This window comes from Sporosarcina sp. HYO08 (genome assembly GCF_001563475.1).
GTDB lineage: Bacteria > Bacillota > Bacilli > Bacillales_A > Planococcaceae > Sporosarcina.
Window position 1 is genome coordinate 116,368 of the sequence record NZ_LPUT01000023.1, and the last position, 25,629, is coordinate 141,996.

The following is a 25,629-nucleotide window of genomic DNA, read 5'->3' on the forward strand; positions in this document are numbered from 1 at the left end:
ATGTCCCTAATTTATCGAACTTATTCGCACTTACGATTTAAATTAAGAACCAAGTAGCAGGTCTTCTGGATTTTCAATTAATTCTTTGACCATTTTCAAGAAGCCAACAGAATCTTTTCCGTCGATGACGCGGTGGTCATATGAAAGTGCTACGTACATCATCGGGCGGATTTCGATGTTGTCACCAACTGCGATTGGACGTCTTTGAATAGTATGCATACCGAGAATCCCAACTTGCGTACCATTTAGGATCGGTGTTGACATCAATGAACCGAATACACCGCCGTTTGTAATGGTGAAAGAACCACCTGTCATATCAGCAATTGTTAACTTGTTATCACGTGCTTTTACAGCAAGCTCACCAATAGCAGCTTCAATTTCTGCGAAGTTTTTACGGTCAGCGTCGACAACGTTCGGTACAACAAGGCCACCATCCGTTGAAACAGCGATTCCGATATCATAGTAATTTTTCAAGATGATTTCATCGCCATCAATTTCAGAATTGACATACGGATATTTCTTCAATGCAGCGACAACTGCTTTTGTGAAGAATGACATGAATCCAAGACGTACATCGTTTTTCTCGAAAAAGTCGTCTTTTTTGCGTTTACGCAGTTCCATCACGTTTGTCATATCAATTTCGTTAAATGTTGTCAGCATTGCAGTAGACTGCTTTACTTCAAGCAAACGTTTCGCAATTGTTTGGCGGCGGCGCGTCATTTTTTCGCGCGTCACACGGCCATCATCTTGTGCCGGGGCTGGTGCAGCAGCTTTTGCTGGTGCTGCTGGTGCTGCCGGTACTTTTGGCGCAGCGGCATGTGCCTCAACATCTTGTACACGAATGCGTCCCATTGGATCTACTGGAGAAATTGCGTTTAAGTCAATTCCTTTTTCACGTGCCAATTTACGAGCCGCTGGGCTTGCGATTGCGCGATCCATTGAACTAGATTCTTCCGCAACTGGTTCTGCTTGTGCGACTGGCGCTTCTTCTGCTTTTGGTGCAGGTGCAGCAGCTGGTGCTGATGCAGCCCCGCCTTCTCCTACGCGTGCAATGACTTGGCCAACTTCAACTGTATCACCTTCTGCAACTAGAAGTTCACTGACAACGCCTGCTTCTTCTGAAATAACTTCGACGTTTACTTTGTCCGTTTCAAGTTCAACGATGAATTCACCTTTGTTTACTTGCTCACCTGGTTGTTTTAACCATTTTGCAATTGTTCCTTCTGTAATCGATTCTGCAAGTTCTGGTACGACAATCTCTGCCACAATAATTCCTCCTCTAATCTACCGTTTAAACGGCGGTCCGCCAATTACTGTTATAAAATATATCGTTTACGCGCTTAACATTTATCGGATCTATATTAAATAAAATGGTTATTGCTTTAATGCTTCTGCAATAATACGAGTTTGCTCAATTTTATGCGATTCTCCGTCACCTTCTGATGGACTTGAACGATCGATACGTCCAACATAATTCACCTCTTTGCCATTCGCTAAGTCTAGCATATATGGCAGTGCAAATGACCAAGATCCCATGTTTTGCGGTTCTTCTTGAACCCAAACAAGTTCTTTAGCATTCGGATAACGTGCAATGATGTTTGCAATCTTTTCCGACGGGAATGGATAAAGCTGTTCCACACGAACAATATGCAGATGGTCAAAACCGGCTCCATCTTTCACCCGTTCCGCGAGATCAATTGCCATTTTACCACTTGCAAATAAGATCTTCTCAACAGTATCCGTGTTTTTCCCAGTTCCGGGCTGTTCCAGAACCGTTTGGAAATGTCCTTCCGCTAAGTCGCTGACGTCTGCACCGACGAGCGGGTGACGAAGCAATGATTTTGGTGATACGAGTACGAGCGGACGCATTGTTTCCGATCCAAGCATTTTTGCTTGTCTGCGTAAAATATGGAAATAGTTTGCCGCACTTGATAGATTGGCGACTGTCCAGTTGTTTTCCCCGCAAAGTTGTAAGAATCGTTCTAGGCGTGCACTGGAGTGTTCGGGTCCTTGCCCTTCATACGCATGCGGTAACAGCATAACAAGTCCAGACTGCTGCCCCCATTTCGAGTGACTCGATGACACGAATTGGTCAAACATCACTTGCGCCATATTGGCAAAGTCACCGTACTGCGCTTCCCAAATGGATAATGCTTCTTGTTCTTCGATATTGTAACCGAACTCATACCCAACGATCGCTGCTTCAGTAAGCGGACTGTTATAGGCAACAAATGAGGCATTGGCATCGCTAATATGGTGAAGCGGCACAAGCTCCTCGCCTGTTTTCTCATCATGCAAGACAAGGTGACGATGGGCGAATGTTCCGCGCTGTACATCTTGACCTGTGATGCGGATCGGATTGCCGTCTTGAAGAATTGAACCAAATGCTAGCTGTTCTGCATGCGCCCAGTCAATTTTTCCTTTTCCATTGAATGGATCTTTACGGCGATTTAAAATACGTTCCAACTTACTGAAAACGTTGAATCCTTCTGGATACGTCAACAATTCTTCGTTCATACGGCGTAGGCGATCTTCTTCAACACCGGTCGCGAGATCTCTTGGATAACCTGCCAGTACAACTTCAGGTGTAGCATTCGAAATCGGCTCTGCTTTTGAAGATTGCTCTTTCACCGTGTCGTAAGCGGCTTGCATTTCTGCAAATACATCTGCATCAAGCTGTTTCACTTCATCTTCAGACAAGATATTTAATGCCGTTAGCTCTGCCCCGTAGATTTCGCGAACAGTCGAATGACGGTGAACGTCATGATACATGAGCGGATTTGTCACTAACGGCTCATCCATTTCGTTATGGCCATAGCGACGATAGCCGATGAGATCGATCAAAATGTCTTTGCCGAATTTCTGACGATATTCAAATGCAAACGATGCCGCGGCCATGACCGACTCCGGGCAATCTGCGTTGACGTGAATAACAGGCACTTCAAATCCTTTTGCAACGTCAGATGAATAATGGGAAGATCTAGAATCATAGAATTCTGTCGTAAATCCGATCATATTATTCGCAATGACGTGGATAGAACCACCTGTTTGGAATCCACGGACACGGCTATAGTTGAATGTTTCCGGCACAATCCCTTGACCCGGGAACGCTGCATCACCGTGAATTAATACTGCATAAGCTGCGTTCGTGTCTTGTTCAGGAATACCAGGTTGCCCAACATTTTCTTGTGCTGCGCGTGTCTGTCCTGTAATAACAGGGTTGACAACTTCCAAATGCGATGGGTTGTAAGCAAGGAAACGTTCCATGCCGGATTTTCCTTTATATAAAGCACCCATATGGTATTTCACATCGCCAAACCAACCGCGTGTCGTTTCAAGTGATCCATCTTCTGGTAAAAATGGTTCATCCGGCACATTGGCAAACTGCGCAAACATCATCTCATATGGCTTATTTAAAATATGGGTTAATACATTTAAGCGACCGCGGTGCGCCATTCCAATTAAGATCTTCTTCGTCGCCTGTTCTTCTTCTGAACGGCGAACAAGCTCATCTAGGAATGTAACGAGCGTGTCAAGTCCTTCAATTGAAAATCGTTTTGCACCTACAAATGTGCGGTGGATAAACTTCTCAAAACCTTCAATTCTCGTCAATCTTTCTAGTAAAGCCTTTTTCTCATCAGCAGAAAGTTTAATAGACATTTCTCCGGTTTCAATTTTCGACTGAATCCAATTACGCTCTTCCTCATCGATGACTTGGTCAAATTCATAGGCAATTTTTCCTGTGTACAATGATTTTAAATAGTTGACTGCATCGAGTCCATTTTTAACATTCACCGGAACATTGTCAAAAAACAAAGTTGCCGGCATTGCAAGTAAATCCGTTTCCGACAGCCCGTAATAGGAAGGCTCTAAACGTGTGGAATCTTTTGGACGATCCCCCAGCGGATAAATATCAGCTGCTAGATGTCCGTATGTACGGATACCGTCTTGTAATTTGTATGCAGACAGCACTTTCCCAAAATCAGCTGATGCTATTTTTTCTCCAACTGCTTCAGTCTGTTTTTGATCGAGAACAGGAGCACCATATTTGCGGAACATTTCCGCTAAATCGGCATCGACTAGTTCTGGCGACGTTTTAAACAGTTCGTACATTTCCATCACATATCCTAAATTAGGCCCCAAGAAAAGTTCATATGGGGAACGCTGGGAAACAACATTGTTCGACATGTAAAATGACCTCCACATTTGCCAATTCGGCATATTGTGTATTCTTTTTATCCTTATTAATAGTACCATGCAAACACTTGAACTAAAAGAGTTTGTTACAAAACATCGAACTTTTATGAAAAATTTGTCCTACTTCCTAGCAAATACGACAGATTTTTTGGATGATAGGCAAGTTTCAACGTAAGTGTCGATAGGACAAAATAAGATCTACCATTACATCTGGCGTTTTAGGCAAAGCCGTTGCATGCATTTTTTGCAGTAGGTTGTCTTCTTCACTTCTAAACGATCGCAACTCTTCAGAAAATGGACGTTGACCCACTTCTTCTTCTTGAATGACTTCCGCAAGTCCTAACTTTTTAAAGTGAGAGGCATTTAAAATTTGGTCGCCCCGGCTTTTACTTGCGGATAATGGAATGAGTAGCATCGGCTTTCGAATTGCAAGGAGTTCAAAGATTGCATTCGACCCAGCACGGGAAACCGCGAAGTCCGAAGCAGCTAATAGATGCGGCAGTTCTTCTGTTACGTACTCAAATTGTGCATAGCCTTCTTGACCATGGAGTGATGAATCTTTATGACCACGACCGCAAAGATGAATGACTTCAAAATCATTTAAGATGGATGGCAGATCGGATCGAATGGCCTCATTAAGGACGGCTGAACCTTGGCTGCCTCCCATCACGATGAGAACCGGTTTTTGGCCCGAAAGCTTCGCAATGCGCAGCCCTTCCTGCCGATTGCCATGAAATAATTCCGGGCGGATGATCGAACCCGTACAAGTCGCTTTCTCAGCTGGTACGTATTGAAGTGTTTGTTCAAATACTGTAAAAATATGGTTAGAAAATGGCAATGCAATTTTATTAGCCAAACCTGGCGTGACATCGGACTCATGCGTAACGACTGGCACTTTTGCCATTTTCGCAGCGAGTACGACTGGAACCGATACGAAACCACCTTTTGAGAAAATAATTTCAGGTTTCAATTTACGAATAATCCCGTATGCTTGTAAAACACCCGCCCCTACACGAAATGGATCCGTAAAGTTTTTCATGGAAAAATAGCGTCTTAGCTTACCGCTTTGAATGGCGTGGTATGTGACTTCTGAGTGCCCATCGCCAATAATCTCTTTTTCAATCCCATCATGGGACCCTATGTAATGCAGTTCGTATCCCTTTTCACTAAAAAATGGGATGAGCGCTTCATTGACGGAAACATGCCCTGCTGTTCCGCCTCCTGTTAATAATACTACTGGCCGTTTCAAAGGCCCTTCACCTCTTACCTTTTATCTTTTATTCAGCAGAGATTCCCATTTCCATAGGTAATGGGATGAATGCTGTTCGGTCTTCTATTCAACGGTTGTTCAAACGCCCGCTGAATAGTGGAACGCAGGCTAGGTTCGCCACGTCCTGTGGCAACGCCTGCATGACCTACATCCTGTAGGCCCAAGCCTCCGGCGGGTGTCACAGATTTTGAAAGGAGTTAATCGAGCAAGCTCGATTCAAAATCTGGACGCAATTATGCCGAGGCATAATTGATTAATGTCCGTACTTCATAGCCATTATAACAAAAGAAACATGGTACAATGGGAATTCATTTTAAAAAAATGAATAAGAACTATAAAGGATGATTGACTTTGGAAAATGCATTGCCTTTAAAACAAAAACCGTTCCGTTTGGCAAAAATTGTTATGCCGATTTTAGTGACACAGGTTGCGTTGTACTTAATAACGTTCTTCGATATTCTTATGACAGGCCGCTACGATACATACCATCTTGCCGGCGTGACAATTGGCTCTTCTTTTTGGGTGCCTGTCTATACAGGACTTGCCGGTATCTTAATGGGACTCACCCCCATTATTGCACAGTTAGTCGGTGCCAGGAAGAAAGATGCAGTCCGTCCAAGCGTACAACAAGGGATTTACGTGTCGATTGTCTTGTCAATCATCGTTTATCTCATTATTAAATTCGGGGTTTCATCGATTCTCACCTCGATGCCGCTTGAAGAAGAAGTGCGGGTCGTCGCAGCAAAATATTTGGAAGCCATGAGTTTGGGGCTGCTCCCATTATTTGCCTATACCGTTTTACGATCTTTCTTTGATGCACTCGGCGCAACCCGCGTATCGATGACCATCATTCTTTTATCCGCCCCGCTCACGATCTTTTTAAACTACTTATTAATTTACGGTAATTTTGGTTTTCCTGAATTAGGCGGTGTCGGTGCAGGCTATGCGGCTGCGCTTACGTACTGGCTTGTGTTCTTGATCGCTTGCGGGGTTGCTTGGAAGCATAAGTCCTTTAGCGACTATCGCCTTTTTGCAAATTGGGGGAAAATATCGTTTGTGAGATGGAAAGAAATTTTACTGATCGGTGTTCCAATCGGGATTTCTATTTTCGTTGAAACGAGCATTTTTTCTGTTGTGACGCTGCTGATGAGTAAATATTCAACAATTGTTATTTCTGCCCATCAAATTGCACTCAATTTCACCTCTTTGCTTTATATGATCCCTTTAAGTATTTCAATGGGCGCGACCATCCTTGTCGGTCAAGAAATTGGGGCGAATCGGATGAAAGATGCAAAGCATTATGGATTTTTAGGGGTTGCGATTGCCATCGCTTTTAGTTTTATATCCATTGCGGTACTCCTATTATTCCGCAATGAAATCGCATCCCTTTACACAACTGATGGTAAAATTATTGCGCTGGCCACCCAGTTTTTCATTTATGCAGCACTTTTCCAATTATCTGACGCGGTCATGGCACCCGTGCAAGGTGCGCTTCGCGGCTATAAAGATGTGAACATGACATTTATAATGGCGATCGTCTCTTTTTGGGTCATCGGACTGCCAGTTGGCTACAGTATGGCGACGTTTACAGATTTGGGGCCTTATGGGTACTGGATCGGACTCATCGCAGGGTTAACGATTGGCGCCATCACGTTAACGATTCGATTATTGCATATTCAAAAGACGAAATTTCACGAAGGAAAAACCCGCGAAGCTTAGTTTCGCGGGTTTTCGTTAGTTCAAAATGCCGGAATGGGCAATTTTCGCCTTCACTTTCACCTCAATGTCCAATTCTGCAAACGTATCTTGCCATTTCCCTTCGTTCCATAAATGTGGATGAAATGCGCGAACTGTTCTTCCAAATCCGACTGCATCACTTTTCGCTTCCTGCAATTTTTTGATGACTTTATTGAAATCTTTTGTCATTTCTTTTGACAGAAATTGTTCTAGCTCCTTGACCGTCTTTTCGTCGTTCAAGTGATTATGGGCAAATTCTTCGACACTTAATTTCACTTTATAATTTGCATCTATTTGATTGTCGTGAATGTTCCACTTTTTCGTATACCTTGCGATTTCAACTGTAATTGGATAGGTTTTATTGCCTTGTTTCCACTCATAACTAAATACCGTGAACTTACCCGGTTGCTTCGCGAGTATATTGACGATGAGCGATTCCTTATCATCCAATGTATGACCTGAAAATACTTTATTACTGAATAAAGCAACACCTGCCAGTTCAGGTATCTCTCCCGATTCTGACATTTTAATATAAGGTAAAAAAAGATCGATTCCCTTGTCATTAATGCGTGTGCTAGCCTCATTAACATTAATATCCGGAATAATGGAATGAGCTGCGGCAGTTTTCAAATTTTTAAGATAGAAATCAGGTGCCTCCAACCCCATTTCTTCTGTCTTTTCCATATAGGAAGCTATTTCTCCTTCCACTACCGCAAGTTTGCTGCTAAGCCGATTATGGGGCTCTCTGAAGAGGACATCAAAAGTTTCCAGTAAATTCGACTTCGCCATTTCCTCCGAAACAAGGATCACTTGCAATTGCGAAAAATCTAATGTTTCACCTATTTTTCGATTGGCATCGAACCCAACTTCTTTTACAGAAGCACCCTTTCCGACGACGGTTGAATAACTGAGCATATCTGGCGCGGAAACGGTGGTGTATGTGTGATATCCCGTTAATTCTCCTTCTTCTCGATCATACCCAACTAGAGGTACGATCGTAAACTCCTTATACAATCGCTCATCCCAACATCCTGCCAACAGAAAAGAACAAGCAATGGAAATTAGAGCCAATTTCTTCATTTTCTTTTCCTCCGATTGATAAAAATAACGATGACGGGAATGATGATAGCAAAGACTAAGTGAACATAGATGATAAGATCGTTTAAATAGTCGACATTTTCCTTTTTCAAGAAGAATAAAGGCAACACGACGAGTAACACATGCCAAATGATTGTATCTCGTACTTGCTTTTCTTTCGCATGTTGCCTGTGGACATACAATGCAGTAAAAGAGACTAAAGTCACTGTCACGATGGTCCAAACTGTCCAAATATACAGGAAAAACAAATCAAGCCGTTCAATAAATGTGACTTCCTGTGTTCTTAAAAGAAAAAGCAGCGGTTCTGGGACCAATTTCACTCCAGTAGGCGTGAAATACCAGATTGTCAAGAGAACTGAGAAAAAAAAGAACAAAAACCATGTCATTTGGTAGACGAATAAAGGAAGGCCTTTTATGTTTTGCTTAATATCCACGCGACTTCTGAAAACTAAATACAATTCAATGCCGATAAATGCGGTTTGTCCCTTCAAAAGCCCTTTCCACCACTCCGTTCCCGTTATTTGCCCGATCGGGAAAATATTCGTCCAGATTACATCTCCCCAGGCAAACTGTAAAAATCCTAAAAATGCGAGGATAAGTGGAATTAATAAAACTGGAAGATTAATGGCTGTTTCCGCCCGGCTTAAGTTTGCATAAAGCGATACAGTTACGAGTATGCCAATGACGATATATTGAGGCGTTTTCGGAAACCCCCAGACCGCCAATGTATAGTCGACGTAGGCAAGATAGCTAATAACTACAAAAAGCCAATATCCTTTATATAACCAACTAACAAATGGCCCCATTGTGAAATAGTCATAGTTCCGTTCATAAAAAAGCAACAGCATATAATGAAATATTGCTGAAACGATAAAAAGGAGCCACGCATCTCTGCCGGCAGCATTGACAAACGGTGCGGGAAAAGAGAAAAAGGACGAACCCGTCTGAACAATGAAAAGCAGGAGGAAAAACTGATTTCTAGAAAGCATGAACTTCATGTTTTCCCACCGCCTTTTTGCTTGGGGGCACCGTGTGTAAATGTTTGCTGTTGTTTCCGACTTTTAAAATAAGGGAGCCTGAAAAACACATTTTTGAAGCGAGATGGATCGAATGGGATGACAGGTGACAAATACGGCTGATTCAATGAAGATTGGTTCATCATATGGATGAAAAGAATGAGTGTCCCAATCGCGATGCCAAAGAACCCAAAAAAAGATGCTGCCAACATGAACGGAAATCGTAAAATTCGAACCGTCGTGTTCATTTCCACATTCGGTACGACGAAGCTTGAAATGGCAGTCATCGCAACAACAATTACCATTAAATTCGAAACGAGCCCCGCATTGACGATCGCATCTCCAATAACAAGTCCCCCAACAATCCCGATAGTTGGCCCAATCGGTGCAGGCAAACGAATTGTTGCTTCACGAATTACTTCTATAAATAGCTCTACGATCAATGCTTCAACCATCGGCCGATAGGGGATAAATTCCACCGCTAATTTTACTTTTTTACTAAGTTCGTACGGCAAAATTTCAGGGTGAAAGCCGGTCAATGCAATATAAAACGCAGGAAGGAAAACCGCGATAAAGAAACTGATTATTCTAAGCAGACGAAAGAAAGATCCGACAAGGACACGTCCATTAAAATCATCCGGCGACTCGTAAAACGAAAAAAATGTAACCGGTGCAACGAGCGCTGCAGGCGAATGGTTCATAAAAACCGCAACTTTCCCCTCCAGAATATTCGCCACCACGCGATCTGGTCTTTCTGTCGTAAGCCACTGTGGAAATGGCGTCCAAACTGAATCCTCTAGATAATCTTCAATTTGTCCAAGTCCCATTATTTTAGAGGCATGAATGTGTTCGAGACGCGTTTCCACTTCTTTGATGACTTCTGGATCGGCAATCGACTCAATATAGACATAAGTAACTTTTGTATTTGTATCTTCCCCAAGCCTTAAATCCTGAACGACTAAATCCGGGACACCTAAACTTTTTCGTATAAGGGAAATATTTTTGTCGACACTTTCCACAAATCCTTCGTGCTTGCCTCGAATGACAAGCTCATTGCTAGGCTCTTGTGTTGAACGTGTTTCAAAGCTAGGCATCGTAATCGTCAGCAACAAATTCGGATAGGGAAAAAAGATGGCCACAAATCCATTGGTCACATTTTCAACCAATTTCGATTGTGAAAAAGCTTCTACACTTGAAGCGGCTGTGTTTCCCCAATCCGGCAGATCGGCGATGGATCGATGACGAAGAATCTCAATTTGCCGATTGACCTCGCCGCTTTCTGTTATCGTATTATAAAAACAAACGAGCGCACTCCCATCTTTCCATGAAACCTCTCTTACAACGAGATCCGTGGAATTATGGAATATATTTTTTATAGATAAAATTAAACTGTCCATTGACTGTACTTCATCCATGACGTTCACCTCTCAGAAAAGTATGGTCAATGGAAAAATGTTTTAAACGCAAAAACGGACGTCAATCCGAATGGTTTTGGTTTACATAATAATATTATTAAATTTATAATTAAAAAAAGCGCCATTTTACGAACTAGATCATTCTAGTGTAAAATGGCGCTTTTTCTATTTGTCTAACAGATTACTTTTGAATAAATTGTTGTGTCCAGTAATTCCCGTTCGCATCGAAACCAATTCCGATATGTGTGAATTCTGGCGTTAAAATGTTTTGACGGTGACCTGGTGATTCCATCCAAGCTTTCACAACTTCTTCAGCTGAACGTTGACCCATCGCAATGTTTTCCGCTGCGGCACGATATGTTACACCATTCGCTTTCATTTGGTCAAACGGTGAACCGTATGTAGGGCTTGTATGAGAAAAATAATTTTTCGCAGACATGTCCGCTGATTTTTGACGCGCTGAATTCATTAAGTTCTTGTCCGTTTGTAACGGTTTAAGACCCGCCTTTTGTCTTTCAGCATTTGTTAAGTTCAGCACTGCTTGTTCCACCGCTGACACTGAAGCATCTTGTGTCGCTTGTGCTGGTTTTGCAGGTGTTTCAGCAGCTGGCTGTTGCGGCGCAGGTGCCGGAGCCGGTGCTGGCTTTTCAACGGATGGAGCCTGAGTTGGTTGATTAGTATTTATTTGATTATTGTACGAATTGTTCCAATTGTAGCGAGAACCAGAATTATAATAAGGGGTAAAGTCATAAAAATAAGACTGCTTACCTCCCCAATTATATTGAACATATTGTACTTTGTAAGGCTGCACGTTTTTTTGTGTATAGGCAGCTTCTGCGTTCGCATTGTTAGAGAATAACATTGCCGAACCGAGTAAGATGACAGCAATCGATTTTTTCATCTTGTCTCCTCCCTTCGCAAACTATCATACCGTGAAATAGAGTTTGATAACTGACGGTTTTTTCCAGTACATCCAATCTATTAAACATTATGATAAGAATAGCTTTTAAGGAAAGAGAGAATGGATAATGTTGGGCAATGCGACAATAATTTCAAGTAATAGGGGGTTGACGATTATTTCTCTAACGACGTTGAATCATCGTATGCAATCTCATTGACCCCTTCCCCAATCACGACCAGCCGAGGGGCCATTTGGACATATTCAGGCAGCCAGCTCACAATGCCATAAGCATATTGAAATAAATATGGATTTTTCACCCCGCTAATGGGTACATACCCTTTCATGCGATAAACGGTTTCTGGCAATGATTGTACCCATCGCTCAAACGCCTCTTTGTCAACACTTTCCTGGAAGGTGATCAATTTTGAAGAGAGCGGTAAGTGTTTACCTGATATAATCGGTTGCCGTTTCGTTTCGGATGAGGAACGAAGCTGCCTTTCAATCATTGCAAAAGGGATTTTCCCATTAATCGTTTGAATAACCGGTGCATGACCATTGAAATTCGTTAATTCAGTGACAACGGTTGCGAGTTCCCCTTCTGTGAGCAAGTCGGCCTTATTCGCGAGTAGTAGATGGGCATGTCGAATTTGTTCCATAAATAGAGATCGAATTTGCGGCGACAGTTTTTCGCGGTCTAGCCATCTGACAGCGTCGACAACCGTGACAATGCCCTTCACACTTAATCGATCGGCAAATAAGGGAGAGTAAACCGCATCAAGCGCTTCAACCGGATGAGCCGCCCCTGTCGTTTCAATAAGGATGACATCAATATTTTCATGATCTTCTAATAACCCTTGGAGTTGCGCCTCTGTTTGCTCGGAGCCCGTGCAGCAAATACAGCCATCTAATAATTCCTTTAACGGCACTTCTCCTTCTTCATTTAAAATGTTTGTGTCGACACCTAAATTTCCAAATTCATTCATCAATATAGCGGGTTTTTTCCCTTGTTCTTTCAGTTGACGAATGAGATGCAGTAACAGCGATGTTTTTCCGCTCCCTAAAAATCCGCTAAATAAGTACACGTCTATCATTTTCATCCTTCTTTCTTCTGATCAATTATGCCTCGGCGTAATTGCGTCCAGATTTTGAATTGTGCGAAGCGCAATTAACTCCTTTCAAAATCTGTGACATCCGCCGGAGGCTTAACTTGATTCGGTAGGGAATTGAATCCCCTACCGAATCAAGTTAAAAAAACGTCCAGTTTTTGGACGTTTTTTCGATTATTGTTGAATTTTTTCAAGTAATACTTCTTTTGCCTTCATTAGTTGTGGATCTTCTTCTTGAATTTTCGTACGAAGCTTATCCAACAGACCAAATGTCGTTTCTTCGCTTAGGATACCTGTTACTTCAACGCTCAAGTCTACCTGCAGTGCTTGTACAGCCTTCTTTGTTTGGGCATCATACAAACCATCTATTTCTCCAGCGTCATATCCAGTAGCTGTCAGCATGTCTTCCGCCACTTTCACTTGCGGAGAAAGCATGCCTTCTTTCAATTCAACTGACGGATCCAAGTAAGGCAACATCGCATACGGTGGATAGGGTACTTCAATATCCGGTGCAATGCCTTGTTTATGAATCCAATTGCCATTTGGCGTCAGCCACTTGGCAGTCGTTAATTTTAAATTAGATCCATCAGATAGATCCATCGGTGTTTGAACCGTTCCTTTCCCAAAGGTTTTTAACCCGATTAAAGGAATATTGGCCGATTCCTTGAGCGCTGCAGCGACAATTTCAGAGGCAGAAGCACTGCCGTCATCTATGACGACTGCGACTGGAAGTGTGAGTTTTTCCCCATCTTCTGCCGTGTAAATATTTGGCTTGCCATCTTTCCCGACGTATTGAAAAAGGTTTTTCCCTTTTTCAACGAATAGATCGGAGATCGCAAGCGCCGCATTTAATGTGCCGCCCGGATTTTGTCTGACATCTAAAATAAGCCCTTTCATTCCTTCTGCGGACATTTCGTGAATTGCAGTCAGTAGCTCCTCATACGTGCTATCCGCAAAGTTCGTGATATGAATATGCGCGATGCCATTTTCCAACATCTCGGGATACACTGTCTCGAGCGGAATCACATCTCGAACGATTTTAACATCAAACGTTTCAGGTGATTCACCGCGTCGGATCGAAAGTGTCACAGTCGACCCTTTTTCACCGCGAATGAGTAATACAGCTTCGGAGGAAGAAAGACCTTGGATGCTTTTCCCATCCACAGCAGTAATGATATCGTTCGGTAACAGTCCCGCTTTTTCTGCTGGTGATTTCTTGATCGGCGAAACAACTTTAATGTAGCCGTTCCATTCTTGAATTTCCGCACCGATTCCTTCAAAGCTAGAAGAAATACTTTCAATTAAACGCTCTGCTTCTTGCTCGTTTAGGTAATCCGAATAGGGATCTCCGAGTGCGTCAATCATGCCATTAATCGCGCCGTCAATAATCGCTTTTTCATCGATTTCGTCATAGTAATTCGTCTTTAATTCATCATAAGCATCATATAATTTTTGGAATTCTTTCCGTTCCAACGGTTTTTGAGGGCTCACGACTTCGACGACTTTATCTTCACCCGTCGTTAAGACAAAAAACGTAATGCCCGCCGACACTAAAACAAGACCGAACACGAGCATTAGAAAAGAGAACGGCTTTAGGCGTATATAGCGTTTAGCCGGGGGCTGGTGCTTTGGTTCATTCCCTTGTTCGCGGCTCATATTCTCTTTCTCTTCCATCTCATTCCCCACTTCCTTTTACAAGGTGCATACAAAGAAAGACCGCCGCATTGCGGGCGGTCCTTCTTCACAAGCTTATTGAATCGCTGCTTCTAATGCAACTTCAATCATATCATTAAATGTTGTTTGGCGCTCTTCAGCGGAAGTCGCTTCACCCGTTAAAATGTGGTCACTCACCGTTAATACGGTCAAAGCTTGTCGACCAAATTTAGCTGCTAATGTGTACAGAGCCGCCGCTTCCATTTCAACAGCTAACACGCCATATTGCGCCCATTTTTCATGTTGGGCGAACTCATTGTAAAATAGATCTTCTGTAAAGACATTTCCAACTTTAACATCTAAGCCTTTTTTAAGACTTTCATTATAAGCTTTTAATAAAAGATCGAAGTCCGCGGTAGGCGCATATCTTGCCTCGCCAAATAAAATTTCATTCATGCTGGAATTTGTCGACGCACTTTGTGCAATGATCACGTCACGGACATGCACATCTTTTTGAATTGCGCCGCATGTACCGACACGAATCAATTTTTGCACGTCATATTCTTGCATAAGTTCTGTGACGTAAATAGAAATGGACGGAACACCCATTCCTGTTCCTTGTACAGAAAGGCGTTTTCCTTTGTATGTGCCCGTATATCCAAACATATTTCGTACATCATTGTATTGAACAACGTCTTCTAAAAAAGTTTCTGCGATATATTTCGCACGAAGTGGATCTCCCGGCAGTAAAATTGTATCAGCGATTTCACCTTTTTTTGCGTTAATATGTATACTCATACAGTTGTTGCCTCACTTTCAAATTTTCTTTTTCCATCATACAGATAAAAAGTGGATAATGCAATGAAGTACCTTAGGTCTAAGTCTAGCTTGATACTCACTCAGACCTGGGTAGAACCGCGCAGTTTGTCCATACACGGTTACTCTACATCGTATTGTTCTTTATAAAGGTCATACAACTCGTCAAATACCGCGGAGGACATATGGGTATCAGCCTTCTCCTCTATATAACGGGATAAAGGATCAAATGCTTTTTCTTCCCTTGGAAAGCTTAAATCTTGAAACATGCTTTCAGCGAAAACAGCTTTCGCATCTTCTTTTGATCCTCCTCGAAACGATAAGACGAAGCGGTAAAAAGATCGATCCACTTGGCAACATCCTTTCTATTGAAAAAGCTTCGAATATTGTCCGTATCCCTCATTTTCCAATTCGTCTTTTGGAACAAATCGAAGCGCAGCTGAATTGATGCAGTAGCGGAGTCCATTCTCTCCCGGACCATCTGGAAAGACATGGCCAAGGTGAGAATCGGCCGTCTTGCTGCGCACTTCCGTTCGGCGCATGCCATGGCTCGCATCAAAGTGCTCTGTCACTTCGGCTGCTTCGATCGGCTTTGTAAAGCTTGGCCAACCGCAGCCCGCATCGTATTTGTCTTTTGAGCTGAATAACGGAACACCGGATACGATATCAACATAGATGCCTTCGTCATAGTGACTGTCGTATTCATTTCGAAACGGCGGTTCTGTACCATTTTCCTGCGTCACGTAATATTGCATGTCCGTTAATCTTTTTCGTAAATCTTCCTTCATGCCTCATCACCCCAATGATTTTTTTTAAACTGAACGCGCCCCGAGCCGACTGCATATCGATTGTAATGCGATGGGTTTTTCAAATAATACTGTTGGTGCCCTTCTTCCGCCGGATAAAATGACTTTGCCTGTAAAATGTCGGTTGCAATTGGCCGATCGAATTTACCGGTTGCCTCTAAATCCTTTTTCGATTGCTCCGCCAGACGCTGTTGCTCCGCTGAATGTGTAAATATGGCGGTTTGATACGATTCTCCTCGATCAAAAAATTGCCCGCCCGGATCGGTTGGATCAATTTGTTTCCAAAAAATCGAAAGCAGCGTTTCATACGAAATGATTTCATTGTCAAAAGTAATTTGAACCGCTTCTCGGTGACCGGTGCTGTTCGTGCACACCAATTCATAGGAAGGGTTTTCCACCTCTCCGCCCGTATAGCCGGAAACAACCGATAACACACCGTCATAACGGTCAAACGGCTTGACCATACACCAAAAACAGCCACCTGCAAATGTTGCCAATTCTTTTGCCATTAGTCGACTCCTTATTCTTCTGGAATAATAATTTCTAAAATGATTTCATCTTTTTCTAAGTTGAATGTTTTCATTTTCACTTGTAAATTACCCGAAACGGAAATCGCAGAAAGATCGATGAACACTTCTTCTTCCTTAGGCCGTACCACCATCCATGGCGGCAAATTCACTGACTCTTTTAAAATCTTCAGTACAGTCGATGGCGGAATGTTTAACTGTCCAATTTCCAGTGATGATTGTTTCAGTATTAAGTTGCCATCCTCCTGCACGATTGGGTCAAAATGCATGATGACCGGCAGCGTGTAGGAGAAGACTGTCATTTCAGAAAGCAAGATGACATCCTCTCGAACACGCATAATGACGGGAAGCGGTTCGTCTTTAATGGCTTTTCGAATATACGTATTTGCGATCCCCTCAAAATCTTCCTTCGTCGTTTTAACAGTTAAAATGTGGTCTTGCGGCCGTGTTTCCTTCCCTTTAGGAATCGGCGGAGAATCTCCTGTCGCTCCAACTAATACAACGAGAAATACGATGGCTGCTGCCACCAAACCTGCGAGTGTAAAAAACCCGATTTTCCATCGATTCATGCAAACTCAACTCCTACATTTCCAATTCCCCATCCGAAAGCTTTTCTAAACCGCATGCTTGTAATTGATCAAGAAAACGGTTAGCCATTAAATCATACCCTTTGGCGTTCGGATGAAAGAAATCTGTGTGATACACCATATTTGCATTTGAATCGAACAAATCGATGACAGGGACAAAACATGTTTTTCCATCTACCATTGCCCGGCCCTCTATTGCTGTATTCCAATCTTCAAGTATGTCATCAAATTCTTTCACTTCATCCATTACAATCGTAAACGGATTGTAAAGACCCGCAACAACAATAATGGCATCGCCATTCAACGCACGGAGAATTGTAAAAATTTCATCCAAACGATTTTCAAATTTTCCAAGCTCAATATAGAAGGGCTTCATCTTTAAGTCAAAAAGATTAGCCTTCATCACTTTCATGAGATCATTTCCGCCGATTGTTAAGTAAATCACATCTGCTTTTTTTAACTCGGCTTGAATTTCCGGGCTTTCCAGCTGATCGATAAGCTGGTCGCTCCGTCTCCCCCGCTTGGATAAGTTATCCGCTTGAATTTCTTCGACCCCTTTCCAACTTTCCATTCGATGTGAAACACGGCCAAAATAGCCGCCCTTTTTCCTTTCATCCCCAACGCCTTGCGTTAACGAGTCGCCAAGTCCAACGACATGCACTTTTTTGGGAATAAAATAATTCGGGATGTCCCACTCCCCAAAGGCGGTATTTTCCCTTTTCACAACATCGTTTTTCACTGTGGAAGGTGCGCTGCAACTAGCTAACAAGAATGAGAAGACAATCGTCAACACTATTATCCTTCTCAAAACAAACTTCCCCTTTTCTTTCGTTTACAAATTCTTTCTCTATTATATGTTCAATCCATGCGTTTTCTTAAACAATTCTTTCATAAATGAGGAATTGATACGGAATTTGATCGTCTGTTACGTGTGTTTCTGATGACGACACGACTTTCCATTCAGAATCATATTCCGGGAAGAACGTATCCCCTTCAAATTGCTTGTCAATGTACGTAATATAAAGACGATCCGCGATATCCATCGATTGGCGGAAAATTTCAGCACCCCCGATGACCATCACTTCATCCCCATACGCTTTCGCTTTTTCGATCGCTTCGGATAAGTCGCGGACGACAATCGCCCCTTCAGCAGTATAATCCGGATTACGGGTCACAATGATGGATTGTCTGCCAGGTAAGGGTCTGCCGATCGAATCGAATGTCTTTCTTCCCATCACCATCGCTTTTCCCATCGTCATTTTTTTAAAGTACGCAAGATCTTCTGGTATATACCAAGGTAAATCATTATTCCGACCGATGACACGATCTGTATCATGTGCAACGAGCAGTGAAATCATTCTAAACATTCCTTTCTCCTATAGATGCTTTTAAACGGCGATTGGCGCGCTAATTTTTGGATGTGGATCGTAATTGTCAATTTGAATATCAGCTGTTTCCAATTCAAAAATGGATTTTTCACCGATGTTCAAGGACAGCGTCGGCAACTCTCTTGGTTCACGGGATAGTTGCTCTTTCACTTGATTCACATGGTTCGCATAAATATGCGCATCCCCAAGCGTATGGATGAATTCACCCACCTCTAACTCACATTCATGGGCGATTAAATGGACGAGCAATGCGTAAGAGGCAATATTGAACGGCACGCCGAGGAAAATATCCGCACTGCGCTGGTATAGCTGACAAGAAAGCTTGCCGTCTGCAACGTAAAACTGGAACAATGCATGACAAGGCGGCAAAGCCATGTCTTCAATTTCTGATGGATTCCATGCCGTCACAATATGCCTTCTAGAATCCGGATTGTTTTTTAATCCTTCAATTAAGTTGGCAATTTGATCGACCGTTTCGCCCCCCGTTGCCCAGGAACGCCATTGCTTGCCGTAAACCGGGCCAAGGTCCCCATATTTCTCAGCAAAAGCATCATCTGCCAATACGCGTTCTTTAAAGGAAGCCATTTCTTCTTTATAAACTTCCGCAAACTCTGGATCTTTTGTTGCCCGTCTGCCAAAATCGGTCATATCAGGTCCTGTATATTCTAGACTGTTCACCCATTGTTCAAAAGCCCATTCATCCCAAATCGGATTGCGTTCACGTATCAATGTTTGAACGTTCGTATCGCCTTTCAAAAACCATAATAATTCAGATACGATCAGTCGAAACGCTAATTTCTTCGTCGTTAAGAGTGGGAATCCTTTCGATAAATCAAACCGCATTTGATAGCCAAATGTACTGATCGTCCCTGTTCCCGTCCGATCTCCTTTTGGAGTTCCTGTTTCAAGAACATGTTTACATAAATCCAAATATTGCTTCATTCAAAACTGCCTCCTTATGCTTTATTTAGTATACCACCCGACCGAAGAAAATCCATGCATTTAACACGTAGAAATACAGTGGGTATCAACGTTTGTCACGTTATCAAACTAGTGACTGCATTGCAAAGAAAAGCAAAGATTTAAAATGGATTGGGGGAGATATATAGGAAGGTTAAAATGTGGACAGGCGCATCCCTTAAAGTCAAACAGCCACCATTTCGCTTGGGTCGGTGGCTGTTTCATTACATATTTTTCTTCTTTAATTTTTCGAGTAAGTTATTTACTTTTTTAAGTGTAACTTCCGTTTCCTCTTTTAATAGTCTGATTTCGTAACCAATTTCTGGTTTATTGATTTCCACAATATCGCCTCGCGCAATTTTCATTCTCACATCATCAACCGAGATCAACGTCCTAATCCGAAGGGCAAAGGCACGAGGGATCCTGCCAATCTAACGTGTCCCGGTCCTGTCAATATGTTCGACTAGGCAGCAAAGCACATGAAGTCCTCAGCAATTAGAAAATAACCGAAAAATCCTATACAATCCCTCCGTTCATTTAATTCGTTTTACATAACTTTTGAATTTCGCCAATTAATGCATCAGCTTCCTCCCAGGAATAGACAGACGCTCCAGAAGCCAATGGATGGCCTCCACCACCAAATTGAGCCGCCAATCCATTAATGACGGGTCCTTTTGATCGGAGTCGCGCGCGAATCTGGTCTTCTTCTTCAATAAAAATGACCCATGCTTTGACGCCTTTTACTTCTCCTAAAGACCCAACAAGCTGCGACGTTTCGGAGGCAGTCACTTGGAACCGCTCCATAGTCTTTTTGTCAATTTTGATAGAGGCTACTCTGTTTCCATCTATGACAAAGTTCTGATAAATATAGCCTTGCAAATGTAAAATGTTGCGGTCCACTTCATACATGTCGGCAAATAACTGCGGCCGATCAAATGCATGTCGAATTAATTCACTGGCCACCTCAAATGTTTTCATTGTCGTACGCGGAAACAGAAATCGACCGGTATCTCCTACAATGCCGGCAAAAAGCAACCTTGCTGTTTCATCAGACATTTTCCAACCCCGAGACGCTACACCTTCTTCAAATAAGGCGAAAATCATTTCAGACGTCGAACTCGCTACAGTATTGACCCATCGCAGGTCCCCATATTGGTCAACATCCGGATGATGATCAATTTTTAAAAGATATGCGCCTTCCTGATAAAACTCTCCATCTATTCGTTCTGTATTGCCAGTATCTGTTATAATGACGAGCGCATTTTGATAAGTCGTTTGAGTGACTTCATCTTGCGTCGCCAAATAAGATAACAATTCATCATGTGTTCCAGCAGCATATACTTTCTTTTCTGGATAGTTCGTCTGGATCAATGTCTTCAAACCAACCTGCGATCCATAAGCATCCGGGTCAGGCCGGACATGCCGGTGAATAATAATCGTTTCATAGGATTCAATTATGTCGATGATTTGACTTTCCACTAGTAAATTCCCCCTGTCTCTCTATATTCCGGGCACAATCCGCTTAAAAAGCCGCTACAATGTATGCTGGACGTATGCAATGAAGGGGCTTTTCATGATCTTAAATTTCGTCATCTTATTTCTTATTATTGTATTGGATATCGTTTACTTTTATTTTTCGGGATCAAACAGTTTACTATTTTCGACGGACTAGTCACCTATATCAAAGTTGCTATTTTATTGTTTAGCGCTCACTTCGTTCAAGCATCATTATCGCGCCCATAAGCATCATAAACAGTAAATAACAAACAATGAGAAATAATCCAAAATTTAATAGTGTTGCCTTGATACGGCGCTTTATAATACATGGAATATTGAAGCCAACTTTAATTGAAGTTTAAGACAACCGTCAATTTCCTTTATAAAATCAGTTTGCTTTTCTTTTGATTTTCGATATTCCTCACCTGTTATTTTCTTAAGCAATTGTTCTTTCATTTGCCGATTCACATCCAACTGTTTAATTTTCTTACGCGATAAAGCAAGAAACTTCAAATACTCCTCATAGAACTCGTCATAGATGGTCGCAATTTCATCCCGGATCACTTTAGCAAGAACTGGGCTGGCCCCGCCTGTTGCGACCCCGATTGTTAAATCTCCCCTTGACACCTTTGCTGGAACATGAAAATTACTTAACTGCGGATCATCAACGACATTGACAAGCTGGAAATCACTCGTACTTAGCGCTATGAATTCATTTATTTCTTCTTTGTCTGTTGCTGCAATAACAATCCATGCGGAATCCAAATCGCTTGTCTCAAATAATTTATTTTTCCAAGTAACCTCGTTTTCAACGACTAATTTCTCCACTTTCAAATGTAGGGCTGGACTAACGACTGTTACATGAGCCCCCGATTCTAATAAACTTAGTATTTTTCTATAAGCAATCAGTCCTCCGCCCACTACTACCGCAGCTTTTCCCTTCACGTTTAGCATCACTGGATATGTATGCACTATCTATTCACCTGCCTTTTATTTCTCGAACTAAAAAAGGCCCTACGTGCATGGCCTTTTTCAGCTTATCCATTAATCTCACTCATGAAAATCCAAACCTGATTGAACTGCTTTTACATGACCGGCACGGATGACAAAGTCACCAAAATGTTCGCCTTCATTTCTTTCTCTCGCATATTGGAAAAGAAGAGGCTTCAGTAGTGCAAGAATCTCTTCTTCGCCGATATTTTCCCGATACAACTTATTCAATCGATCTCCTGTAAAGCCGGCGCCTAAATACATATTATATTTCCCTGGGGCTTTACCAATAAAGGCTATTTCACCTAACCCCGGACGGGAGCAACCGTTAGGGCAACCCGACATGCGGATGATTATTTCTTTATCCCGTAAACCCGCTTCATCGACAATTCCTTCGATTTTACCCACTAATTCAGGTAAATAACGCTCCGCTTCCGCCATGGCCAGGCCGCAAGTCGGCAGCGCAACACAAGCCATTGAACTCCGGCGCAAGGCAGAGTGATGCTCTCCGCCCGACAATCCGTATTGCTGAATCAATGCATTAATTTTTTCTTTATCTTCTTCTCCCACATTACTGATGATCAAATTTTGGTTTGGACTTAACCGGAAATCCCCCGCATGCACTTTGGCAATTTCGCGTAAGCCTGTCATCATTGGGTAATCGTCAAAATCTTGCACACGACCATTTTGGATGAATAATGTAAAGTGCCATTTCCCATTACTGCCTTTTACCCAACCGTACCGGTCGCCATTATGCTCAAACCTGAAATCACGCGCGGGTTCCAGTTCCCATCCTAACCTTTCATTAAGTTCGTTTAATACCCATTCCACTCCTCGAGTATCGATTGTATATTTAAACCGGGCATATTTCCGCACGGAACGGTTCCCATAATCACGTTGAATCGTAATGATTTTTTCTGCCACTTCGATAATTTTTTCTGCCGGACAAAAACCAATGATCCGCCCCAATTGAGGATATGTCTTCGTATCACCATGCGTCATTCCCATCCCGCCACCGACAGCCACATTAAATCCTACCAATTTACCTTCTTCCAATATTGCAATGAAGCCTAGATCCTGCGAGTATACATCCACATCATTATTCGGTGGAACTGCAATCCCTATTTTAAATTTACGTGGTAAATAAAGCGCACCGTACATCGGCTCGACTTCCACATCATCATCTTGACTATCAATGACTTTCTCATCATCCAACCAAATCTCGTGATAAGCATTTGTCCGCGGTGAGAGATATTCGCTAAGTTTTGCAGACCACTCATAAACTTCTTCATGAACGTCAGACTGATATGGATTTGGATTACACATCACATTCCGATTTACATCTCCGCAAGCTGCAAGGGAATCCATCAATGCTTCATTAATTTCTTGAATACTTTTTTTCATATTCCATTTCAATATGCCGTGCATTTGAAAAGCCTGACGAGTCGTCAATTTCAACGTGCCATTTCCATATTTATGCGCAAGACGATCCATGACCAGCCACTGTTCGGCTGTGGCAACACCACCTGGCGCACGGACACGGATCATAAACTGATAGGCGGGCTCCAATTTTTGACGTTGCCGTTCAAGTCTTACATCACGATCATCCTGTAAATAACTGCCATGGAACTTCATCAATCGATTATCGTCATCAGGAATCCCGGAACTTAGTGGATTCTCCATTGTTTCTGCAAGTGTTCCACGTAAATAATTACTCTCACTTTTAATCCGTTCCACATCACTTGGTGTACCAGGTTGTGGCGGCAATGTGATTTTTGTTGTCATTTCTCATACTCCTTTTACCGGTGTCTTAATAGACATCACGTTGATAACGTTTCTGCTGTTGTAAATTTGCCAAATAGTCCGTTGCTTCCTCTACACTCAAACCGCCTTCTTCTTCAATAATTTTAATTAGCGTATTTTGGACATCGGCGGCCATATGCTTTTCGTCCCCACAAACATAGATAACAGCTCCATCCTCCAGCCACTCATAGATTTCTTTGCTTTTTTCTAGCATTTTATGTTGCACATAGACTTTTTCATCCGTATCACGCGAAAATGCAACATCCATCTTCGTCAAGACACCCTCTTTCAGCCACTGTTGCCATTCGACTTGATAAAGAAAATCTGTTCTATAATGTTGTTCACCAAAGAACAGCCACGTCTTACCTTTAGCCTCGATCTCTTCTCGTTCTTGCATAAACGATCTAAACGGGGCAATACCTGTTCCTGGCCCAATCATGATGATTGGCGTATCTGGATTCTCCGGTAATTTAAAGTTATCATTGCGCTGTATATAAACTGGTACAGTGTCGCCTTCTTCCAACCGGAGTGCAAACTCTCCTGAGCAGACACCCAGTCGGGAACGCCCATGCGCCTCATAGCGAACCGTCCCGATTGTTACATGCACCTCATCCGGTGCCGCCCGTAAGCTGCTTGCGATCGAATAAAGACGCGCCGGGATTTTCCGTAGGGTTCCAACAAACTCTTTCGGATCAATTTGGCTTAGTGAAAACTCTTTTACTAAATCCAATAGATCACGGCCATCAATATAGTCATCTAACCACTCTTTCTGATCCACCAGCTTTTCCAATTCAGCATTCGAAGTCAATTCTGCTATTTTTTTCATGAGCGGTTTCGTCAACACCGTAATTTCAAAATCGGAAATGAGTGCCTCGCGTAAAGAACGGAAAACTCCCTGCTTGTTCACAGGTACAGGATCTTCTGGATTCCATTCCATTTCGGCAATTAACGCATCGACCAATTCCGGATCGTTTTCCGGATAAATCCCTAAGCTATCCCCCGCTTCAAAATGAAAATTAGAACCTTCCAGTGATAACTCCAGATGACGGGTTTCCTTGTTCGATCCGCGACCATTCAAATTTAAATTCTCGAGAATTTCAGCTTTAAATGGATTTATACGCGAATATTCCGTTTGTTCCGACGATACGGATTGACTAATTGACTGTGATGTACTGGCACTTGCGCTTTCTTGTTGTTCATTTAACTTGAACAATACTCTCGTAAACCACTCCGCGGCTGGCTCGTCAAAATCCAAATCACAGTCAACCCGCGGCGTCAGTTGTTTCGCCCCTAACTCTTGTAAACGTTTATCAAAATCTTTACCTGTCTGGCAGAAAAACTCATAAGAACTATCGCCCAATGACAAAATAGAATATTGCAGGTCTTCCAATTTAGGCGCCCGTTTGCCATGCAGGAATTCATGAAATTGGATTGCATTATCAGGGGGATCCCCTTCTCCGTGCGTGCTTACGATTAACAATAAATTCTTTATTTTCAATAAGTCTCTATGTTTAAAATCGCCCATGGAAGAGATTGTCACTTGATATTCTTCATCCTGTAACTTTTTTGTTAATCTCTCCGCTAACCCTTGCCCATTTCCTGTTTGAGATCCGTAAAGGATTGTCACTTCTTTCGTAATTACTTTTGTTTCAGCAACAGAAGCTTCTTGTACGGCAATATTACCGGAAGGAGTTGAGTATTCTTTTATTTGAAGCGCGCCGCTAAAATATCCGCTAAGCCAAATTTGTTGTGCTTCGGTCAAATTCGGCAAGAGCTGATTAAGAAGTTTAATCTGCTCTTCAGTAAATGGATTTTTCATTACTTGAAGCACCAACGATTTCCACCTCACTACTTTATATTTT

The 25,629-nt window shown here is 42.4% G+C and carries 23 protein-coding genes; 1 reads left to right on the forward strand and 22 read right to left on the reverse strand.

Annotated elements, in window-relative coordinates; genetic code table 11:
- Positions 1-42: 42 nt before the first annotated feature.
- From odhB to AU377_RS07620, 3 genes are all read right to left on the reverse strand, one after another.
- Positions 43-1,266 carry a 2-oxoglutarate dehydrogenase complex dihydrolipoyllysine-residue succinyltransferase gene (gene odhB, locus AU377_RS07610; protein WP_067406472.1) on the reverse strand — a complete coding sequence of 408 codons (1,224 nt, stop codon included), beginning with the start codon at positions 1,264-1,266 and terminating at the stop codon, positions 43-45.
- Between the two features lie 108 nt (positions 1,267-1,374).
- Positions 1,375-4,188, reverse strand: a complete 2,814-nt coding sequence (locus tag AU377_RS07615; protein ID WP_067406475.1) for a 2-oxoglutarate dehydrogenase E1 component — start codon at positions 4,186-4,188, stop codon at positions 1,375-1,377.
- A gap of 175 nt (positions 4,189-4,363) precedes the next feature.
- On the reverse strand, positions 4,364-5,446 hold the full coding sequence (locus AU377_RS07620; RefSeq protein ID WP_067406479.1) for an undecaprenyldiphospho-muramoylpentapeptide beta-N-acetylglucosaminyltransferase: 1,083 nt from the start codon (positions 5,444-5,446) through the stop codon (positions 4,364-4,366).
- Between the two features lie 426 nt (positions 5,447-5,872).
- Here AU377_RS07620 and AU377_RS07625 point away from each other — a divergent pair, with 426 nt between their 5' ends.
- The gene (locus tag AU377_RS07625; RefSeq protein ID WP_067407220.1) at positions 5,873-7,186 is read left to right on the forward strand and encodes an MATE family efflux transporter; all 1,314 of its coding nucleotides are present in this window, start codon (positions 5,873-5,875) and stop codon (positions 7,184-7,186) included.
- 15 nt (positions 7,187-7,201) lie between these two features.
- Here AU377_RS07625 and AU377_RS07630 read toward each other — a convergent pair whose 3' ends face one another.
- The 19 genes from AU377_RS07630 to AU377_RS07715 all read right to left on the reverse strand — a co-directional run bounded on the left by AU377_RS07630 (position 7,202) and on the right by AU377_RS07715 (position 25,601).
- A complete protein-coding gene (locus AU377_RS07630; RefSeq protein WP_067406481.1) occupies positions 7,202-8,284 on the reverse strand; it encodes a Ger(x)C family spore germination protein in 1,083 nt (360 codons plus the stop codon).
- Complete coding sequence (locus tag AU377_RS07635; RefSeq protein WP_067406484.1) at positions 8,281-9,300, reverse strand: GerAB/ArcD/ProY family transporter; 1,020 nt, start codon at positions 9,298-9,300, stop codon at positions 8,281-8,283. The genes AU377_RS07630 and AU377_RS07635 overlap by 4 nt, the downstream gene beginning before the upstream one ends.
- Positions 9,297-10,733 carry a spore germination protein gene (locus AU377_RS07640; protein WP_253724419.1) on the reverse strand — a complete coding sequence of 479 codons (1,437 nt, stop codon included), beginning with the start codon at positions 10,731-10,733 and terminating at the stop codon, positions 9,297-9,299. Before AU377_RS07640 ends, AU377_RS07635 begins: the two co-directional genes overlap by 4 nt.
- A 181-nt stretch (positions 10,734-10,914) precedes the next feature.
- Positions 10,915-11,634 carry a CAP domain-containing protein gene (locus AU377_RS07645; protein WP_067406487.1) on the reverse strand — a complete coding sequence of 240 codons (720 nt, stop codon included), beginning with the start codon at positions 11,632-11,634 and terminating at the stop codon, positions 10,915-10,917.
- Between the two features lie 173 nt (positions 11,635-11,807).
- On the reverse strand, positions 11,808-12,725 hold the full coding sequence (locus AU377_RS07650; RefSeq protein WP_067406489.1) for a GTP-binding protein: 918 nt from the start codon (positions 12,723-12,725) through the stop codon (positions 11,808-11,810).
- A gap of 189 nt (positions 12,726-12,914) precedes the next feature.
- Entirely contained in the window at positions 12,915-14,414 is a 1,500-nt protein-coding gene (locus tag AU377_RS07655; RefSeq protein ID WP_067406492.1) for a S41 family peptidase, read from the reverse strand.
- 75 nt (positions 14,415-14,489) lie between these two features.
- Positions 14,490-15,191, reverse strand: coding sequence for a purine-nucleoside phosphorylase (gene deoD, locus AU377_RS07660; protein WP_067406494.1), 702 nt, complete (start codon positions 15,189-15,191; stop codon positions 14,490-14,492).
- Between the two features lie 140 nt (positions 15,192-15,331).
- On the reverse strand, positions 15,332-15,559 hold the full coding sequence (locus AU377_RS07665; protein WP_067406496.1) for a YozE family protein: 228 nt from the start codon (positions 15,557-15,559) through the stop codon (positions 15,332-15,334).
- A gap of 15 nt (positions 15,560-15,574) precedes the next feature.
- Positions 15,575-15,997 carry a peptide-methionine (R)-S-oxide reductase MsrB gene (gene msrB, locus AU377_RS07670; RefSeq protein WP_067406498.1) on the reverse strand — a complete coding sequence of 141 codons (423 nt, stop codon included), beginning with the start codon at positions 15,995-15,997 and terminating at the stop codon, positions 15,575-15,577.
- The gene (gene msrA / locus AU377_RS07675; protein WP_067406501.1) at positions 15,994-16,524 is read right to left on the reverse strand and encodes a peptide-methionine (S)-S-oxide reductase MsrA; all 531 of its coding nucleotides are present in this window, start codon (positions 16,522-16,524) and stop codon (positions 15,994-15,996) included. The genes msrB and msrA overlap by 4 nt, the downstream gene beginning before the upstream one ends.
- Positions 16,525-16,535: 11 nt before the next feature.
- Positions 16,536-17,111, reverse strand: coding sequence for a YpmS family protein (locus tag AU377_RS07680; RefSeq protein WP_067406503.1), 576 nt, complete (start codon positions 17,109-17,111; stop codon positions 16,536-16,538).
- Positions 17,112-17,124: 13 nt separating this feature from the next.
- Complete coding sequence (locus tag AU377_RS07685; RefSeq protein WP_067406505.1) at positions 17,125-17,937, reverse strand: GDSL-type esterase/lipase family protein; 813 nt, start codon at positions 17,935-17,937, stop codon at positions 17,125-17,127.
- 67 nt (positions 17,938-18,004) lie between these two features.
- Positions 18,005-18,487 (reverse strand): dihydrofolate reductase, encoded by a 483-nt coding sequence (locus AU377_RS07690; RefSeq protein WP_067407224.1) that lies wholly within the window; start codon positions 18,485-18,487, stop codon positions 18,005-18,007.
- A 30-nt stretch (positions 18,488-18,517) separates the two neighbouring features.
- Positions 18,518-19,459, reverse strand: coding sequence for a thymidylate synthase (locus AU377_RS07695; RefSeq protein ID WP_067406506.1), 942 nt, complete (start codon positions 19,457-19,459; stop codon positions 18,518-18,520).
- A gap of 242 nt (positions 19,460-19,701) precedes the next feature.
- Positions 19,702-19,842, reverse strand: a complete 141-nt coding sequence (locus AU377_RS15505) for a hypothetical protein (RefSeq protein ID WP_156450408.1) — start codon at positions 19,840-19,842, stop codon at positions 19,702-19,704.
- 172 nt (positions 19,843-20,014) lie between these two features.
- Positions 20,015-20,956 (reverse strand): bifunctional oligoribonuclease/PAP phosphatase NrnA, encoded by a 942-nt coding sequence (locus AU377_RS07700; RefSeq protein ID WP_067406508.1) that lies wholly within the window; start codon positions 20,954-20,956, stop codon positions 20,015-20,017.
- 336 nt (positions 20,957-21,292) lie between these two features.
- On the reverse strand, positions 21,293-21,946 hold the full coding sequence (locus AU377_RS07705) for an NAD(P)-binding protein (protein ID WP_067406510.1): 654 nt from the start codon (positions 21,944-21,946) through the stop codon (positions 21,293-21,295).
- A 78-nt stretch (positions 21,947-22,024) separates the two neighbouring features.
- Positions 22,025-23,749 (reverse strand): assimilatory sulfite reductase (NADPH) hemoprotein subunit, encoded by a 1,725-nt coding sequence (gene cysI / locus AU377_RS07710; RefSeq protein ID WP_067406512.1) that lies wholly within the window; start codon positions 23,747-23,749, stop codon positions 22,025-22,027.
- A gap of 25 nt (positions 23,750-23,774) precedes the next feature.
- A complete protein-coding gene (locus AU377_RS07715) occupies positions 23,775-25,601 on the reverse strand; it encodes an assimilatory sulfite reductase (NADPH) flavoprotein subunit (RefSeq protein ID WP_067406515.1) in 1,827 nt (608 codons plus the stop codon).
- Positions 25,602-25,629: the final 28 nt, after the last annotated feature.

Coding starts and splice junctions, on each gene's coding strand:
- deoD (WP_067406494.1), bottom strand. CDS start 15,191: ATGAGTATACATATTAACGCAAAAAAAGGTGAAATCGCTGATACAATT.
- AU377_RS07650 (WP_067406489.1), bottom strand. CDS start 12,725: ATGATAGACGTGTACTTATTTAGCGGATTTTTAGGGAGCGGAAAAACA.
- AU377_RS15505 (WP_156450408.1), bottom strand. CDS start 19,842: ATGAAAATTGCGCGAGGCGATATTGTGGAAATCAATAAACCAGAAATT.
- AU377_RS07625 (WP_067407220.1), top strand. CDS start 5,873: ATGCCGATTTTAGTGACACAGGTTGCGTTGTACTTAATAACGTTCTTC.
- AU377_RS07615 (WP_067406475.1), bottom strand. CDS start 4,188: ATGTCGAACAATGTTGTTTCCCAGCGTTCCCCATATGAACTTTTCTTG.
- AU377_RS07695 (WP_067406506.1), bottom strand. CDS start 19,459: ATGAAGCAATATTTGGATTTATGTAAACATGTTCTTGAAACAGGAACT.
- AU377_RS07645 (WP_067406487.1), bottom strand. CDS start 11,634: ATGAAAAAATCGATTGCTGTCATCTTACTCGGTTCGGCAATGTTATTC.
- msrA (WP_067406501.1), bottom strand. CDS start 16,524: ATGGCAAAAGAATTGGCAACATTTGCAGGTGGCTGTTTTTGGTGTATG.
- AU377_RS07680 (WP_067406503.1), bottom strand. CDS start 17,111: ATGAATCGATGGAAAATCGGGTTTTTTACACTCGCAGGTTTGGTGGCA.
- AU377_RS07655 (WP_067406492.1), bottom strand. CDS start 14,414: ATGGAAGAGAAAGAGAATATGAGCCGCGAACAAGGGAATGAACCAAAG.
- cysI (WP_067406512.1), bottom strand. CDS start 23,749: ATGACAACAAAAATCACATTGCCGCCACAACCTGGTACACCAAGTGAT.
- AU377_RS07630 (WP_067406481.1), bottom strand. CDS start 8,284: ATGAAGAAATTGGCTCTAATTTCCATTGCTTGTTCTTTTCTGTTGGCA.
- msrB (WP_067406498.1), bottom strand. CDS start 15,997: ATGAAGGAAGATTTACGAAAAAGATTAACGGACATGCAATATTACGTG.
- AU377_RS07635 (WP_067406484.1), bottom strand. CDS start 9,300: ATGAAGTTCATGCTTTCTAGAAATCAGTTTTTCCTCCTGCTTTTCATT.
- AU377_RS07690 (WP_067407224.1), bottom strand. CDS start 18,487: ATGATTTCACTGCTCGTTGCACATGATACAGATCGTGTCATCGGTCGG.
- AU377_RS07640 (WP_253724419.1), bottom strand. CDS start 10,733: ATGGATGAAGTACAGTCAATGGACAGTTTAATTTTATCTATAAAAAAT.